The 15,600-nt window shown below is 44.2% G+C and carries 10 protein-coding genes; 8 read left to right on the top strand and 2 right to left on the bottom strand.

The window, feature by feature from the left end:
- The 3 genes from pfaD (at window position 1) to ACVBIK_RS08200 (ending at window position 4,498) form a co-directional block, all read left to right on the top strand.
- Entirely contained in the window at window positions 1–1,629 is a 1,629-nt protein-coding gene (gene pfaD, locus ACVBIK_RS08190; RefSeq protein WP_447160621.1) for an eicosapentaenoate synthase subunit PfaD, read from the top strand.
- A gap of 332 nt (window positions 1,630–1,961) precedes the next feature.
- Entirely contained in the window at window positions 1,962–3,671 is a 1,710-nt protein-coding gene (locus ACVBIK_RS08195) for a sensor domain-containing diguanylate cyclase (protein ID WP_447169449.1), read from the top strand.
- Between the two features lie 266 nt (window positions 3,672–3,937).
- On the top strand, window positions 3,938–4,498 hold the full coding sequence (locus ACVBIK_RS08200) for a type II secretion system protein (RefSeq protein ID WP_447169450.1): 561 nt from the start codon (window positions 3,938–3,940) through the stop codon (window positions 4,496–4,498).
- 114 nt (window positions 4,499–4,612) lie between these two features.
- On the opposite strand, the gene ACVBIK_RS08205 is transcribed toward ACVBIK_RS08200, so the two are convergent.
- Complete coding sequence (locus ACVBIK_RS08205; RefSeq protein WP_447169451.1) at window positions 4,613–6,943, bottom strand: penicillin acylase family protein; 2,331 nt, start codon at window positions 6,941–6,943, stop codon at window positions 4,613–4,615.
- Window positions 6,944–7,145: 202 nt separating this feature from the next.
- On the opposite strand from ACVBIK_RS08205, the gene ACVBIK_RS08210 reads away from it, so the two are divergent.
- The 4 genes from ACVBIK_RS08210 to ACVBIK_RS08225 all read left to right on the top strand — a co-directional run bounded on the left by ACVBIK_RS08210 (window position 7,146) and on the right by ACVBIK_RS08225 (window position 13,383).
- A complete protein-coding gene (locus tag ACVBIK_RS08210) occupies window positions 7,146–7,397 on the top strand; it encodes a hypothetical protein (protein ID WP_447160625.1) in 252 nt (83 codons plus the stop codon).
- A 168-nt stretch (window positions 7,398–7,565) separates the two neighbouring features.
- Entirely contained in the window at window positions 7,566–8,912 is a 1,347-nt protein-coding gene (locus tag ACVBIK_RS08215) for a DEAD/DEAH box helicase (RefSeq protein ID WP_447169452.1), read from the top strand.
- A gap of 462 nt (window positions 8,913–9,374) precedes the next feature.
- Entirely contained in the window at window positions 9,375–10,628 is a 1,254-nt protein-coding gene (locus tag ACVBIK_RS08220) for a hypothetical protein (protein WP_447169453.1), read from the top strand.
- Window positions 10,629–11,103: 475 nt separating this feature from the next.
- Window positions 11,104–13,383 (top strand): TonB-dependent hemoglobin/transferrin/lactoferrin family receptor, encoded by a 2,280-nt coding sequence (locus ACVBIK_RS08225; RefSeq protein ID WP_447169454.1) that lies wholly within the window; start codon window positions 11,104–11,106, stop codon window positions 13,381–13,383.
- A gap of 92 nt (window positions 13,384–13,475) precedes the next feature.
- On the opposite strand, the gene ACVBIK_RS08230 is transcribed toward ACVBIK_RS08225, so the two are convergent.
- Window positions 13,476–14,414, bottom strand: coding sequence for a choice-of-anchor H family protein (locus tag ACVBIK_RS08230; RefSeq protein ID WP_447169455.1), 939 nt, complete (start codon window positions 14,412–14,414; stop codon window positions 13,476–13,478).
- Window positions 14,415–14,946: 532 nt separating this feature from the next.
- On the opposite strand from ACVBIK_RS08230, the gene ACVBIK_RS08235 reads away from it, so the two are divergent.
- Window positions 14,947–15,534: a NapC/NirT family cytochrome c gene (locus tag ACVBIK_RS08235; RefSeq protein ID WP_447160630.1), complete on the top strand. Its 588-nt coding sequence runs from the start codon at window positions 14,947–14,949 to the stop codon at window positions 15,532–15,534.
- Window positions 15,535–15,600: the final 66 nt, after the last annotated feature.

The raw sequence follows: 15,600 nt of genomic DNA on the forward strand, positions 1-15,600 counted from the left end.
ATGAATCCTACTACAACAAGTGAAATGCTTTCTCCATGGCCATGGGCTGTGACAGAGTCAAATATTAGCTTTGACGTGCAAGTGATGGAGCAACAACTTAAAGATTTTCGCCGTGGCTGCTATGTGGTAAACCACAGCGAACATGGCTTTGGTATCGCGCAATCAGCAAATATCGTCACTGAACAAGCCGCTAACAGCACAGATTTACCAGTGAGTGCTTTTACCCCAGCTTTGGGTACGGAAAGCCTTGGCGACAGTAATTTCCGCCGTGTTCATGGTGTGAAATATGCCTATTACGCTGGCGCAATGGCGAACGGTATTTCATCAGAAGAGCTCGTTATTGCACTGGGTCAGGCCGGTATTTTGTGCTCATTTGGCGCCGCGGGTCTTATCCCAAGCCGTGTAGAAGCCGCGATTAATCGCATTCAGGCGGCGCTGCCAAATGGCCCATACATGTTTAATCTTATCCATAGCCCAAGTGAGCCAGCGTTAGAGCGTGGCAGCGTGGAATTATTTTTAAAGCATAAAGTACGTACCGTTGAGGCGTCGGCTTTCTTAGGCTTAACACCGCAAATTGTTTATTACCGCGCCGCGGGTTTAAGCCGTGATGCACAGGGTAAAATTGTTGTCGCCAACAAGGTGATAGCCAAGGTGAGCCGCACCGAAGTGGCTGAAAAGTTCATGATGCCTGCCCCAGCCAAAATGCTGCAAAAACTGGTTGATGACGGCTCTATCACAGCCGAGCAGATGGAACTGGCACAACTTGTGCCGATGGCGGATGACGTAACTGCAGAAGCAGACTCGGGCGGACACACTGATAACCGCCCATTAGTAACGCTTCTACCTACGATTTTGGCCCTAAAAGAAGAGATCCAAACCAAGTACCAGTACGACACACCGATTCGTGTCGGTTGCGGCGGTGGTGTTGGCACTCCCGATGCGGCGCTAGCGACATTTAATATGGGCGCCGCGTATATTGTGACAGGCTCAATTAACCAGGCTTGTGTTGAAGCGGGCGCCAGTGAGCATACCCGTAAACTACTTGCCACCACCGAGATGGCCGATGTCACCATGGCTCCTGCTGCTGATATGTTCGAAATGGGCGTAAAACTGCAAGTGGTGAAGCGTGGTACCTTATTCCCGATGCGCGCGAATAAGCTTTACGAGATCTACACTCGTTATGACGCTATTGAAGCTATCCCTGCTGATGAGCGTGAAAAACTCGAGAAACAGGTGTTCCGCTCAAGCTTAGATGAGATCTGGGCGGGTACCGTTGCCCACTTTAATGAACGCGACCCAAAACAGATTGAGCGTGCAGAAGGTAATCCAAAACGTAAAATGGCATTGATTTTCCGCTGGTACTTGGGGCTTTCAAGCCGCTGGTCAAATTCAGGCGAAGTTGGCCGCGAGATGGATTATCAGATTTGGGCAGGTCCAGCACTAGGTGCTTTCAACCAGTGGGCTAAAGGTAGCTACTTAGATAACTACCAAGAGCGTAACGCAGTCGATTTGGCTAAGCATCTTATGTATGGCGCAGCTTATCTTAACCGCGTCAACTCACTAACGGCCCAAGGCGTTAAGCTTCCAGCTCAGTTACTGCGCTGGAAGCCGACTCAAAGAATGGCATAAGCCCAGCCTTTAGATAAAACGACCTTAAAAAGCCACTAACTTCTGTTGGTGGCTTTTGCTTTATATGCACGCTTTGCGCTTCTTTACCTCATCAATTACCCGTCAGCTATACAGCTTCAATCTATAGTCAAACTCTACATTTCAATTCTACATTTCAATTCTATATTTCAATTCTACATTTCAATTCTATATTTCAATTCCACATATAGAATCACCTTTAAAATCGACAGATAAATGCCACAGCTCTTACTCGCTTGCATCCATAACGGCAAAGTAAGCAGACCTGTTTTAAAAAGTTGGCTCCACACCATTTAATAAGCTTTACTTAAGTAATGCTCTGTTTTAAAAGGTTTCTAACTATCGTTAAATTAAAACCCCAAACCTTTAATCAACTACAGCTACGGATTTCGGTTGCGATATTTGTATTATTCGCCAGTGCGGTGTTTGCGTTTAGAGTTTGGGTACAGATCCCTCTTGTTGAAAAGTCACTATTAAAAGTCTCAGAACAAGAGCTCATCGCGCTAGACTTTGCCTTTAAGCAGATGATTAAACCACTGCATACCCTTAATTATGATTACGCTGTTTGGGACAGAACTTACAGCTACATGAAATCAAAAAGTGCTACTGCCAAGCAGTTTTATGAGCAGCATGAATACCCTGATGACACCTTTAAAAGTTTAGAAGTGGATGGCGTCTTTATTTTTAACAACGCTAATAGGTTGGTTTTCTCTAAAGGGTTCAATCACAGCAGTGATCAGTCTCTTGAGTTTGGGTTTACCAATTTCACCCTATACCCACAAAACAAAGCGCTGTCTCCACAGCAAAAACAGGCGCTGCCGTCAATCGATGAGCCCATAAGCAGCCCTGAGGATGTACCATCAAAAACCGGGGTTATCTCGACAAAGTATGGGCCTGCACTGTTTAGCTCAACCTCGATTTTACAATCCAACCGCAGCGGCCCAGCTTTAGGCTATTTAGTGTTTATCAGACTCATAAATAAAGAGTTTATTAGCGAGCTATCTCAATATACCTCAGCAGGTGTAGAGATGAGCTTATTGAGTGCACAAGACAATGCTACATCTATGTTTAATTTAGGCTCACACAGAGTACTCAATAACCTCTCGCCAACATCAGAGCGCATTGTTCGCAATATCGATGGTAAACCGCTGTTCAAACTCATCCTTAAGCACACCAATACCATGCCGCCTCCCGTTTTAACCGTTGGCGTATTTGTCTTACTTGCAGAAATGACCACCCTACTGCTTTTGGCCTATTTGTTATATTCCTATTTCTTAGTGCGCCCGGTACAAAAACTGGCAAATGATATCGAAGAGATGGAAAGAAGCAGAGAGATAAAAAGGTTGCGGTACCGCTACCCCATCACAGAGCTAGTCAATGTCGCGACCCATTTCAACGCCCTTATGGGCACGATTCAAGAACAAACTCAACTGCTCAATGAGCAAGTCTACATCGATAATTTAACCAAGATCCCCAATCGCCGCGCGTTTGAGCAACGGCTTGACACCTATTGCCGGCTGCTTGCAAGACAACAGATAGGTTTTACGCTGATCATTGCCGATGTTGACCACTTTAAGGAGTATAACGACACCCTTGGTCATTTAGCTGGAGATGATGCCTTGAGTAAAGTCGCGCAAACCCTTACACAGCAATTTTACCGTGCTGAAGATATCTGTGCTCGATTTGGTGGAGAAGAATTTATTATGCTGTTTAGGGATATTCCCGATCAAGCATTACAAGGTAAACTAGAGGCGATACTCAACGCGTTTAAAGAGATGGCATTGCCTCATCCTTGTAGCCAAACAGCCCCATTTGTCACCATCAGTCTTGGGGTTTGCAAGGTCATTGCAGTTGAAGGTTTTGAGTTTAAAAACGACGTGCACATTATTGCTCACCAAGCCGCGTTACTTGCAGATAAAGCCTTATATCAAGCCAAAAAAGCAGGTCGTAATCAATATAAACAGATCACAATATCAGTCGATGTGATTGAAGCATTAGAGACCAATCACGCAAGCGACGAATAAGGTTATAAGGTTATAAGGTTATAAGGTTATAAGGTTATATAAGTCAGCTACTCAACCCACACTCCCCTGTCACAGACGCAATCACTATCCGTTATCCGTTATCCGTTATCCGTTATCCACGAGCGTTCAAATCGAACTGGCCACTTCAAAGTTGTTATATTCAACAAATAACGATGGTGAATTATTAGCAATGGATCAAATAAAATACACCATTAAGAATGTAAACTTGTGTCTAAATTTAAACTCCCATATATGAAGAGTATCAAATGAAGCCTAATGCAAAAGGATTTACACTGATAGAGTTGGTCGTAGTGATTATCATCCTAGGTGTGTTAGCCGTTATAGCGCTCCCTAAGTTTATCAATTTGCAAGACGATGCCAGAACGGCTGCAATGGCAGGCCAGTTTGGCGCTTTTAAAAGTGCTGTTGCACTTTATCACAGCGGCTGGGTAACTGCTGGCGATACGGGGGCCGTCGATAAACTGCCGAGTTTTGGCGAGGGTAATGTGTCATCAACTCCAACAGGTTTCCCTTACTCTACCTCTGGAACCGATACCGAAGTATTTACAGCCTGTAAAGAGGTTTGGCATGGCATTACCTCAACAGACTTCACTATTGCCCATGTAACTGATGCTGATTTAATGACTGCAGATGTCGATATTGCATACACCTATGGCGCAGACAGGTGCATCTATCGTGATCTATTCTTTATTCAACGCGGCGAAACAACACAAGTAATGGAGTATTACTTCAATACTGGCGTGATTACCGTAAAAGACGCTTTTTATCATTCTGACGGGAGCTCAAGCAGTACTGCTAGGCCGTAATCACTTTCAGCCCTTCATAACGGCCAGCAATCGACAACACTCAGTAAAAAACTCCCGATAAGACTCCTCAACAAAGAGCTTTATCGGAAGTCATGCTTACCATATGGCAAGTCGCTACTCGTTAACCTGCTTTGCTAAGGGCGTTATTTGCAATTGATGAATAATCTCACCGGGTAACAAAGGGGTACTTTGTTGGCTCACATATTCGTCAAAACCTGCACGATAGAAATCGGATAACGGATGCCCAGATTGCCCACCTGGAATTGTCATAACCCCATTTCCCTCATCACCCGCCTGTACGATAAAGCGCTGCGACGCACCAAATGACGCCCCTTGCACTGCTGGCATAAAGCTGTCGCCAAAGCCTGCAACTACCGGCATATCGAGCAATGCGCTTAGACTTGGGATCTGTTTAGAAAACGGATGCTGGATCTTCAGCTGGTTTACCTTTCCCCAGGCTAAGTCAGCCATATCGCCGCTATTACTGTCACTGTCACTGTCACTATGTTTAGCCAGAAGCTTCGCCTTACTCTGCAAATACATATCCGTTATGTATGATGACCAATCATCTTGTCCCTGAGGTAACCAGCTTTGCGCTTGGGAATGAATTAGCTGCCACATACCTGGCTCTAAATAACGTTTAATCGGCGATAAACTCAGGTCATATTTAGCCAGTTCTGTTTCCAATGGCGCAAAAGTGCTATCAATTAATTGGCTACGAAAATTACGCACTAAGCTATAACCCACAGAGTCAGCGCAGGCACAAGCCTGCCACGATTTCAAATAAGCAATATCTTCAGCAAAACGCTCAGGTTGCAAAGTGAGTTCATTGAGTAACAACTGATGCCAGTCTTGCAAAAATCGCGCTTGATTATCGAGCTGTAGCTGATAAAAGTCCTGCACAGAAAAATCTTCAGTCTCAAATAATCGGTCTCGTATTTGCGTGCTGCGAGCCCCAAGAGCATAACCACCGTCACCAAGACGTTGATGTTCTTGAACAGATACGACTCGAGAGTTACCTGTCCATAATCGGTTATTTTTAGGGTTGATCAGCTGTGGCAATGCAACACTCTCTTGTAACCAATTCAGGTTCTGAAAAGCTGAAGTTGCGATTGCGACATTACTTGGGTTAGTCCTTGATGGGAACGCCCCGGTTGGTTTCCAGGCCGCGCTCCCAGCGTTATCCACCAGCAACATATTTTGTACTGGGATCCCCATGTTATTGGCCACCTCAATACCTTGTTCAACGCTGTTAATACCGTCTAACTCAATTAGATCCATGTCTACCGCATAGTCGCTATGACCCACCCATGATAATGCGTACCTTTGGTCACCCATCTCTTGAACTGGACCATAAGGCGAGATTTGAACGGTGTAACTCACCTCTGAATCGGGTAAAGCAATTATTTCATTTTCCAGATAGATAGGCGTTTGCTCATCAATCGCCACCCAATCGGCAGTGTCGATATAGGCGTTAGTAAAGCCCCATGCCACCTTACCATTACTGCCAACGACAATAGCGGGAGCCCCCGGCAATGATACGCCGGTCACTTGCACATTTTCGCCGGCTTTTTGATAGTTCAGCTGGGCGCGATACCAGATGATGGGCACAGCAAAAGACAGGTGCATGTCATCAGAGAGCATAGCGTTGCCGTTCGCGGTCAACTCACCTGTCACCGCCCAGTTATTACTGCCAATATCCAATGGCTCGGCAATTTCTATATGCTTGGCTTGAGTGAGTAGCTTTTTAGCTAGCGTAGGGACGGGTATGTCAGCTAGTGCAAATTGACTGCCATCTAGCGCCGCTTGATATTGGCTAGGCTGAATGAGAAAATCCACCATATCACGACCAAAAAGTACCTGAATTTGAGTTAAGGCTAAATCACGCTTAATCGTGTTGCCTTGTAAATCCAGATACATGCTGTAAATAACCAGCAAGCTGTCGGCTGGCACCCAAGATCTCGGCGTTGCGCCCGTCACTATGTATTCGAATGATTCAAGAGATTGCGCAGCAAGTGCATCGTTCACCCCCTGAGCATATGTGGTCAGTACGTTTAAGTGCTCAGCATCCAAGTTGCTAATAATCAGCTCGGCGCGTTTACGCAGTTGATGAAAACGACGACGCTTATCTAAATCTAATGCTTTTTCGCCGAAGATCTCCGCTAGCTCACCGGCAGAGTTTCTTCGCAGCAGATCCATTTGAAAGAACCTATCTTGCCCATGAGCGTAGCCTAAGCCATAGGCTGCATCTTGTCGGTCACTGGCATGAACAACTGCGGTGCCAAGCCTATCGCGCCCAAGAGTCACAGTTTGCTTAACGCTATCACTGGTCACACTTTTATCGAGTGCGGGTAAGCTCAAAGATAACGAGAGGTACACACCCCCCAAGGCGGCTACGGCAGCTGACGAGGTGCCAATAAGTGCTATTTTTATTATTTTATGCATTTAGCTATTCCCTGCGCTATATTCCCTGCGCGATTAAAGTAAGCTTTTTCCTATCATAAACGCCGTTACAAAAATGTTAAACAAGCATTTGAATTTTATCCACACCGATAACCAAAGCAGCACGTCTTACTCATTTACCCCGATGAAGGTAATTTATGGCAAAATAGCCTCGCCCCTTTAAATGCTATTAGTAGAAATTAATATGGCTAAACCCAATAAAAAAGGTCCAACACAAACAGTCGAAATCTTTTGCGCAAAATGTAAAGCTCAACTGTTTAAGTATCGAAAAGGCGGAAAAGGGACGCTGGTAAAATGTTTCAAAGAACGCATCGTCGAGGACTTCACTCAAACGCCTTGCCAATGCCCTAATTGCGAGCAGCTATTCGCTCGAGATACACTTATCCGCGGTGCGCCTGCATTTAAAATGATTGGCGGCAAGGTCACGATGAAATAAGCAAAGTGGCAGTTCATCAAGCAAAAAGTTAAATATCAGAATTAATCAATTCGCGCCCAACTTCAAACATACTGTTATAATGGTTTGTTGCAACACCGTTATCGGCGAAATTCATCGCCATAACCGCTAACCATATTGATATCTATCAGACACCTAATTGAGACTCGCATGCCGTTTTCTAAGCTTGGATTAAGCACTCCCATCGTTAAAGCCGTTACTGAGCAAGGCTACACTAGCCCGACTCCGATTCAAGCTAAGACTATTCCCGTTATTTTAAGTCAGCGTAACCTGATTGCGGCTGCGCAAACCGGTACAGGTAAAACGGCCAGCTTTGTACTGCCAATCTTAGAGATGCTAAGCCAAGCCGAGACTCAACGTAAAAAGCGTATTCGTGCGCTGATTTTAACCCCAACCCGTGAGCTTGCGGTGCAGGTTGAAGACAACATTAGCCAATATGGTAAGCACCTAAATCTAACCTCAATGGCCATGTACGGTGGCGTTGACTCAAAGCCGCAACGTCAGGGCTTAATTGATGGTGTCGATATCTTGGTTGCCACGCCGGGTCGCCTACTCGATATGTACACCCAACGTGCTATTCATTTCGATGAACTAGAAATTTTAGTGCTTGATGAAGCCGACAGAATGCTTGATATGGGCTTTATTGAAGACATCAATAAGATCATCGAAAAGCTGCCTGTAGATAGACAAACGCTGCTATTTTCAGCAACCCTATCTAGACAAGTCAAAGAGCTGGCAAGGGCTACGATTAATAGACCTATCGAAATTTCTGTCACTCATAACACTGACAACAAGCCTAAAATTGAACAGTGGTTAGTTACCGTTGATAAAGACAAAAAATCTGCGCTACTGAGCCATTTAATTCAAGAGAATAACTGGCAACAGGCACTTATTTTTATCGAAACAAAACAGGGTGCCGCTAAGCTTGTTAGCCAACTTGAAAAACGTGGCATTGTTGCAGAATGTATTCATGGCGGCCGTAGCCAGGAGATCCGTGAGCAAATCCTTGCAGACTTTAAATCCGGCAAAATTGGTTTATTAATCGCAACAGGAATTGCGGCACGTGGATTAGATATCGATGAGCTGCCACTGGTGATTAACTACGACCTGCCTTACCCAGCTGATGATTATATTCACCGTATTGGTCGTACCGGACGAGCTGGCGCCAGTGGCCAAGCCGTTGCGTTAGTCTCAAAAGATGACTTTAAGAATTTATGTATGATAGAAAGCCGTTTAGGCCATTTGATTGAGCGTAGAGAAATTGAAGGCTTTGCGCCAAGAAAAGAAGTTCCGATTTCAATTTTAAATTTTAAACCTAAGAGCAAACAACTTGCTGTTGGTGATAAAGCGCCGCGTAAAGAGGCTAATTCTAAAGATGTTAGCTCTAAAGGCGCTAGATCGAAAGATGCGAGGCATTCAGACACTAAGCCAAACCATAACGATAAAGCAGACCAAAACAAGACTAATAAACTACCGCCAAACCCTTGGAATTTATAGACTACTTCTGCCAGTACTTCTGCCAGTACTTCTGCCAGCACTCCTGTCAGTATTATTAGCTCAATACAACTGAAGTTATCGGTTTAGCAGTAAGCATACAAGCAAAAAGGGTTTAGCAGCAGCTAAGCCCTTTTTTAACATCAGCTAATACTTATTAAAAATAGTACTCATAAACAATTTCATTTTAAACAAGAGTACTCAGGCATAGTAATACTTATACGTAATAATACTCAGCCATAGTAAAACGCTATCAAGCCTCCTAGCTATCAGCCTGCGCCCTATGCCAAAAACCCATACTGTACTACTCGTACTAACAAACCATACTGTCCCGCCCGAGCTATAAACCTCATGCTATTAAACTCATGCTATAAACACTGTGCCCAACAACCATTTGTTAACCACGGCAACTATTTGTTAACCTAGTGAACTATATAATGTTTAACCGGTTCCCCTAGGAGCATCATGCTTGCATTTATGCAGAAGAACACTTCAAGACCACGCCTGCTTATCGCCGCCATCGTATTAACCGGCTTACTGGCTATCAGTGTTTTTTTTGCCATTAAGGATCGGCAATCGCCTCAATTAGCACCGGGCTCAATTTTGATATTACCCGTTAGTGTTGAGTTAAATGCTCTTGAATTAGATAGCCTTGAGTTAGCTAGCCCTGAGTTAGAGAGTGATAACAATGACTGGCAAGCCTATGCACAAATGGAGCAAGTGATATTAGCCCTTGCCACCTCAGCTCAGTATCCGGTGCTCCAGGTTGAAGATGTAATATCGATGCTGTCACAAGCGGAAAGCTATATTCAAGACCCAGAACCTATCGATCTTAATCGGCTTTTTACTCTTTCAGGTAGCAGCTTGATTGTCGAAAGCTCGCTGTCATTGGAAGCAAAGCAGTATCGACTTCAATACCGTTTTTTGAGCGCTAAAAAAGTGATTACAGGCTCAATCAAAGGCGCTTCAATCTCTGCTGTCCAAAAAGAACTCGCTGAACGTATACAAGACTTTGCAGGACAGCCTTTTAGCCAGAATGCACAGCGCCAGCAAGCTTGGTTTAGCAACCCCCAACTCATCAATGCGCTAGAACAGATCCAATACGCACAACTTGACGATGCACAATCGAGCCTTAATGAGCTGTTAGCACAATCTCCTAATAATCTTATTGCCATAAGGCGACTGGCCGAACTAATCATGGCTCAAAGTGAAGAGCTAGATGATAAGGGGGCACAAGAAAAATTAGCTATAAGCAAGCAGTGGCTTGATCGTGGGATCAGCGCTGCCAATGACACCAACAATCAACGCCAGCTGGCGCGATTAAAGTTCGCATTAGCACAAAACAAGCTTAAAAATGGTGAGCTTGAACTGGCAATTAGTGAGCTTTCACAAGCAAGAATATTAGCCGCCAATACCCAGGATTGGCTATATTTAGGCTATATTTCTAACTGGTCTGGACATATTTATCAGCGACTAAATCGCTATAAAAATGCCAATGCACAATATCAGCTTTCATTCGATTACCAGCAAAAAGTAGGTTACCCAGCAGGCCAAGTTGCAGCACTTAACAACTTAGCTAAGCTGCAGATGTTGCAGCACAATTATAGCCTCGCCTATAAAGCGATAAAGCAATCCGTAGCCATAGTGACCCAAAGAGATTTGAGTCAGCTTCGCGAGCCAACATTTACACTATTAGCGCAAATAGAAGATAAGCTTTAACTTTAGCGCCGTTGAAATGGCCGGCATAACAGCCGTTATCAAGCTATTACCAACAGTATCGCAAGCAAATAAATCACACTTAAACACTTGATTTTAAGCAGATATAAACTACAACACATCAACAGGATCACGCTTCAAGACCTAAATACTCTAAGCTCGCACTGCAGCTGGGGGGATAAATCCGCACACACTAAATCATCCGGTTAAGGAATGTTGACCCCTTAAGGGGTCAAGCCCGCTCAAGCCGTAACAAATCAATACATCTGTTAATAATAGTGACACTTGCGAGCAATAACTAGCCAGTTGATTTTTATCAGAAATAGATAAATGTGATCAACTTTAAAAATTTGTTTTTTTATCAGATAAAGCAGGGAAATTAGCTCACTCTAAACAAGACCCTACCTAAATTAGAGTATAAAATGTCGCCCGCTAAAGAGAATCATTCTCATTTTGTTGTAATCAGTTAAGGTGCGTCATGAATAAGCTCAAAGTTAGTGTACTGGCGATAGCTGTCAGTACGGTACTCAATGCCCAGGCTCAAGAAGCTGTAGTGGAATCAAAGTCAAGCCCAGAAACGAGTGCACAAAAGCATGAAGTGATCGTTATTTCTGGCTCTCGTATGGAGCAAGATATCGAGCAGGTTGCTGGCTCTATTTTGGTCATTGATGAAGATGCCATTGAAAAAAGCATGAGTAATGACTTTGGCAGCCTATTTAGAAATGAATCGGCTATTGGCGTTAAAGGCGGTGCAGGTAAACCGACCACAGTGACCATTCGTGGTATCGGCGGCAACCGCGTGATGATGGTTAAAGACGGTGTGCGCGTTAACAACCAGTACGCCTCACCATTAGGCCCTGGCGCTGAAGGTACTGGCCGCGGCCTTACTGAAGTACAAAGCCTAAAACAAGTGGAAGTGGTTAAGGCCGCCGCCTCGACCATGTATGGTTCTGACGCACTAGGCGGCGTAGTGGTTATGCGCACCAAAGATGCTAGCGATTACCTAATGGGTGATGACTATTATGTGTCGCTTAATACTGGCTATGCGGGGATCAACAACGAATACAGTGCAGGTTTTACCAGTGCAGCAGCTTATGGCGGCTTTGAAAACCTGCTGACTTATCAGCACCGCAAAGGCGAAGAACTGCCAAACTTCTATGACACTCAACCAGACAGTGATCTAGTGCAAGACAGTCTGCTGTTTAAGAGTAAGTACCACTTCAATGACTACACCTCTGTGCAGTTGACCTTAGATTATCTAGAGCAGACCCTTAAGCGCTGGGAATACGATTTTGATAAAGACAATGCGCTTGAAGAAAATATCGATACCGACCGAGACACTCAAGTCATTAATGGTGCCGTGCAGCTGGTGTCTGACAAGCCAACCCAAATGCATGATACGCTGACGGTTACAGCCTATTTTGGCCAAACCGAGCAATTAGAGCACAGAGACTATTTTGAATGGAATAAAGCTGAAACTGTTTACGGTTTGAGTGAAGTTCGCGACTACAGCTTTGAAGATCAGCGTATAGGTCTTAACAGCACCTTTAGTAAGTATGTTGGCGGCGACAACTATGGTCATCAGATCACCTATGGTTTGGACTACGAGTTTTCGACCATGTCTCGTCATCGCGAGGTCAACGACCCGCAAACAGGCGAAACAAATACGCCATTTACCTTTGCCACTACCGACAGCCAGCGCCTAGGTATTTTTATGCAGGATGATGTCACTCTACTTGATGGCGATTTGAATTTAATTGCGGGTTTGCGTTATGACTATTTCCGCAATACCCCAGATCAACAACAAGCCGTTGACGCAGGTAAAGATGCCGCAGACTTCCAGAGCATGAGTGACAGTTTCTGGTCGCCTAAAGTGGGTTTAGTCTATCAATTATCAGACTCAGTCAGCGTCTATGGTCAGTATGCCTATGGCTACAAGATGCCAACGCCAGATCAAAAATGGGGTGAGTTAGAAGTCGATGCAGGCTCGATGACAGATGTGATTATTCAGGCTAACTATGACTTAGAGTCTGAGCAGTCTCATACCTGGGAAATAGGTGTTCGCGGTAATCACAGCGACACCCAATATGAACTGACAACATTCTACACGCTGGCCAAAGACTTTATTGACTGGCAGTATGTCAGCTTTAAACCTCCTGTGTTTATTCCTGGCTTCCCGCCAGTGATGGAGCCAATGGAGTTTAAGTACCAGTACTACAACCGCGATCAAGTAACCTTGTACGGCGCTGAAGCTCAAGTTAACCATTGGCTAACTGATAGCATTGAGCTATGGGGTAACATCTCATACACCTATGGTGAAGATGAAAACGGTGATTACCTTAATAGTGTCAGTCCGCTAAAAGGTAACGTAGGTGCTAATTGGTATACTGATATTGCTGATATGGAAGCAGATTTTGGTGCGGTAGTGCGCTGGGCGGATGATATGAGCCGTACCAATGATATCGAGCTAGCCGAGGAAGATATTTGTGCCATGGGCATGTGCATTCCTAAAGAGAAGTTTAATGAGGTGTACGGTACGCCTGGTTATGCGGTTATGGATCTCACCTTTGGTTTAAGAATTAACGACAGCTGGAAACTACGTGCTGGCGTTTATAACCTATTTGATAAAGAGTATATCGATTACGCCGATGTTGCAGGCCAATCGGTATTCTTACTCGGCGCAAGTATGGATCTTGAAAAAGAAGACTTTACTCAACCAGGTCGCTACTTCAACGTGAGTGTGAACTATCAGTTCTAACCCTAGTTTAATGATATAGCACGCATAAAAAATGCAGCCTTGGCTGCATTTTTGTTCATTACCTTTAAATCATCTAAGCCTGTTGCCACTGACTAAAACTGACAACTGCGCGAGTATCGTCTTATCGCAAGTAAACTAAATAGTGCTAATAACAAACCCACTGATACACTTCCGCCATAGTAATCCTCTTCGATATACACATCATCCCTATCGCTACTCTCCAATGGCAGCGCATATAAGCTATCAAAGTCATTCGAGCTCACGGTCGCCACTATGTCACCGTAACCGACTTCATAGAGATCAATTAACACATCGTAATGATCGGTTCGGTAACCTGACTCCAGCGTTGTTAGCACCTCAAAATCATCATCGGTGGCATCACCATAAATACTAAAAATGTCCGTGGTGTAGTAATGCTCCCACGGCCCACCATTGCGACTTAGATATAACTCAGCAAACACATCCGCCCGTTCATTGACATAGCTCCCCTGCACATCGGCATCAAACGTCACACTAAAGGTCTGATAAAAACCGTCATAATCGTTATCAATAAACAAACGGCTATAGGCATCGTAGATATAAAAATCTCGGTAGATGCCATTTGCAAATTGCTTAACCGAACCGCTCTTTACTAGGCTCTGCTGCGCCTGAGCCGCCTTATCGATATGGGACTGGATGATTAGTTCTCTGCTCAACTCTCGCATCTGCTTTTCAGGGCTAGCTCCCCCTTTTGCTTGCAACGCCTGTTCTGCTAGCACTTGCTTAGCTCTTTGGGCATCTAGCTGACTGATTTGCTGCTCAGATAAGCTGTTAGAGTTGTTTATTACTTCAGCCTCTGCCGAAACAGTTTTAGCAACCGAGACACTTTTCGGCGGCGAAAGCGGGCTAATATCCGAACTGGCATTTGCACTGGCAGCCAGTGTCGCACTCATTGATAAGGTTAACAGGCCAATACTCGCCGCTCGCATCAACATGCACTTTTGCTCACTTATATGAGTTGTATGAGCCTTATGATTTTGTTTTGTGTTCATCTTCACCTCGAAGTTCTTTCTTAATGAGGCCATTAGAGTCCACAGAGTGTGAACACAAGCTGAACGTTAAAAATCGTAATGATTGGACTTCTAGCCTAGAAAATAAAATTGTTTAGTTTGAGCAGTAAATACAGGGAAAGTAAGGCAACATCTTATAGCACTAATCTCACCACGAAGCGCTTCGCTTTCACGGAGGTAAAGATGAAGAGCTTAAGCCAATATCTCAAAGCAGAAACCAAGATATTATCATTAAAAGCATACGTTGGCTTGTGTAGCGCCACGCTACCACAAGCACCGCCATTAATCCCAAGCCCCTGTGGTTGCAATGTATGTCAGTAGTTTGATGCTCCTAAGATTGAGGTGAACTATCAGATACTGGCTAGCGTATTTTCTTCCATACCCAAAAGCTTATTTTCCTTTACCTAATATACCTAATCTCATATTCAGCGAATAAAAACTGATATTTGCACTAACATTAAACAATTAGTATCAGGTAATACGCAAAAAAAATGGCAATACAAAAGGAAACCTAATGGCTAAGTTAAAACAGTATTTAGTTAAAATTTGGCATCTAATGAAAAGACCGAGCGTACATTATAGTGTTGCTTTTCTTGTGTTAGGTGGCTTTGTTGCTGGTGTGATTTTCTGGACAGCTTTCAACAAAGGTTTGGATATGACAAGTACAGAAGAATTTTGTAGCAGCTGCCACCAAAACGTATACGAAGAGATGGCGCTAACAGCTCACTTTACTAACGCCAGTGGCGTTACCGCAGAGTGCCATGATTGTCATGTTCCCCATAACTGGACAGATAAGATTGCCAGAAAAATGCAAGCCTCGAGAGAAATATGGGGCTACCTCACGGGTGCTATTAATACCCAAGAAAAATTTGAAGCTAAGCGACGTGAAATGGCTGAACATGAATGGGTAAGGTTGCAAGCTAACAACTCTCAGGAATGTCGCAATTGTCATAACCTCAATTCTATGGATATCACTTTGCAGTCTCCGCGCGCTGCCAATATGCATTCTACCTACCTGCTAACAGGTGAGAAAACCTGTATTAATTGCCACAAAGGTATTGCCCACAACTTACCAGACATGAAAGGTGTTGATGGTTTTTAGCGCTGCGACAAAAGCATTTAGTACAACAAATTCTATGGATTAGGTTACTCACCTTAACTGGAGGAC

The organism is Shewanella sp. 125m-1, from assembly GCF_052977065.1.

Excerpts from the sequence above, each read along its gene's own strand:
- ACVBIK_RS08210 (WP_447160625.1), top strand. The coding sequence starts at position 7,146 with ATGGCTAAACCCAATAAAAAAGGTCCAACACAAACAGTCGAAATCTTT.
- ACVBIK_RS08195 (WP_447169449.1), top strand. The coding sequence starts at position 1,962 with ATGCTCTGTTTTAAAAGGTTTCTAACTATCGTTAAATTAAAACCCCAA.
- ACVBIK_RS08230 (WP_447169455.1), bottom strand. The coding sequence starts at position 14,414 with ATGAACACAAAACAAAATCATAAGGCTCATACAACTCATATAAGTGAG.
- ACVBIK_RS08220 (WP_447169453.1), top strand. The coding sequence starts at position 9,375 with ATGCTTGCATTTATGCAGAAGAACACTTCAAGACCACGCCTGCTTATC.
- ACVBIK_RS08215 (WP_447169452.1), top strand. The coding sequence starts at position 7,566 with ATGCCGTTTTCTAAGCTTGGATTAAGCACTCCCATCGTTAAAGCCGTT.
- ACVBIK_RS08200 (WP_447169450.1), top strand. The coding sequence starts at position 3,938 with ATGAAGCCTAATGCAAAAGGATTTACACTGATAGAGTTGGTCGTAGTG.
- ACVBIK_RS08205 (WP_447169451.1), bottom strand. The coding sequence starts at position 6,943 with ATGCATAAAATAATAAAAATAGCACTTATTGGCACCTCGTCAGCTGCC.
- pfaD (WP_447160621.1), top strand. The coding sequence starts at position 1 with ATGAATCCTACTACAACAAGTGAAATGCTTTCTCCATGGCCATGGGCT.
- ACVBIK_RS08225 (WP_447169454.1), top strand. The coding sequence starts at position 11,104 with ATGAATAAGCTCAAAGTTAGTGTACTGGCGATAGCTGTCAGTACGGTA.
- ACVBIK_RS08235 (WP_447160630.1), top strand. The coding sequence starts at position 14,947 with ATGGCTAAGTTAAAACAGTATTTAGTTAAAATTTGGCATCTAATGAAA.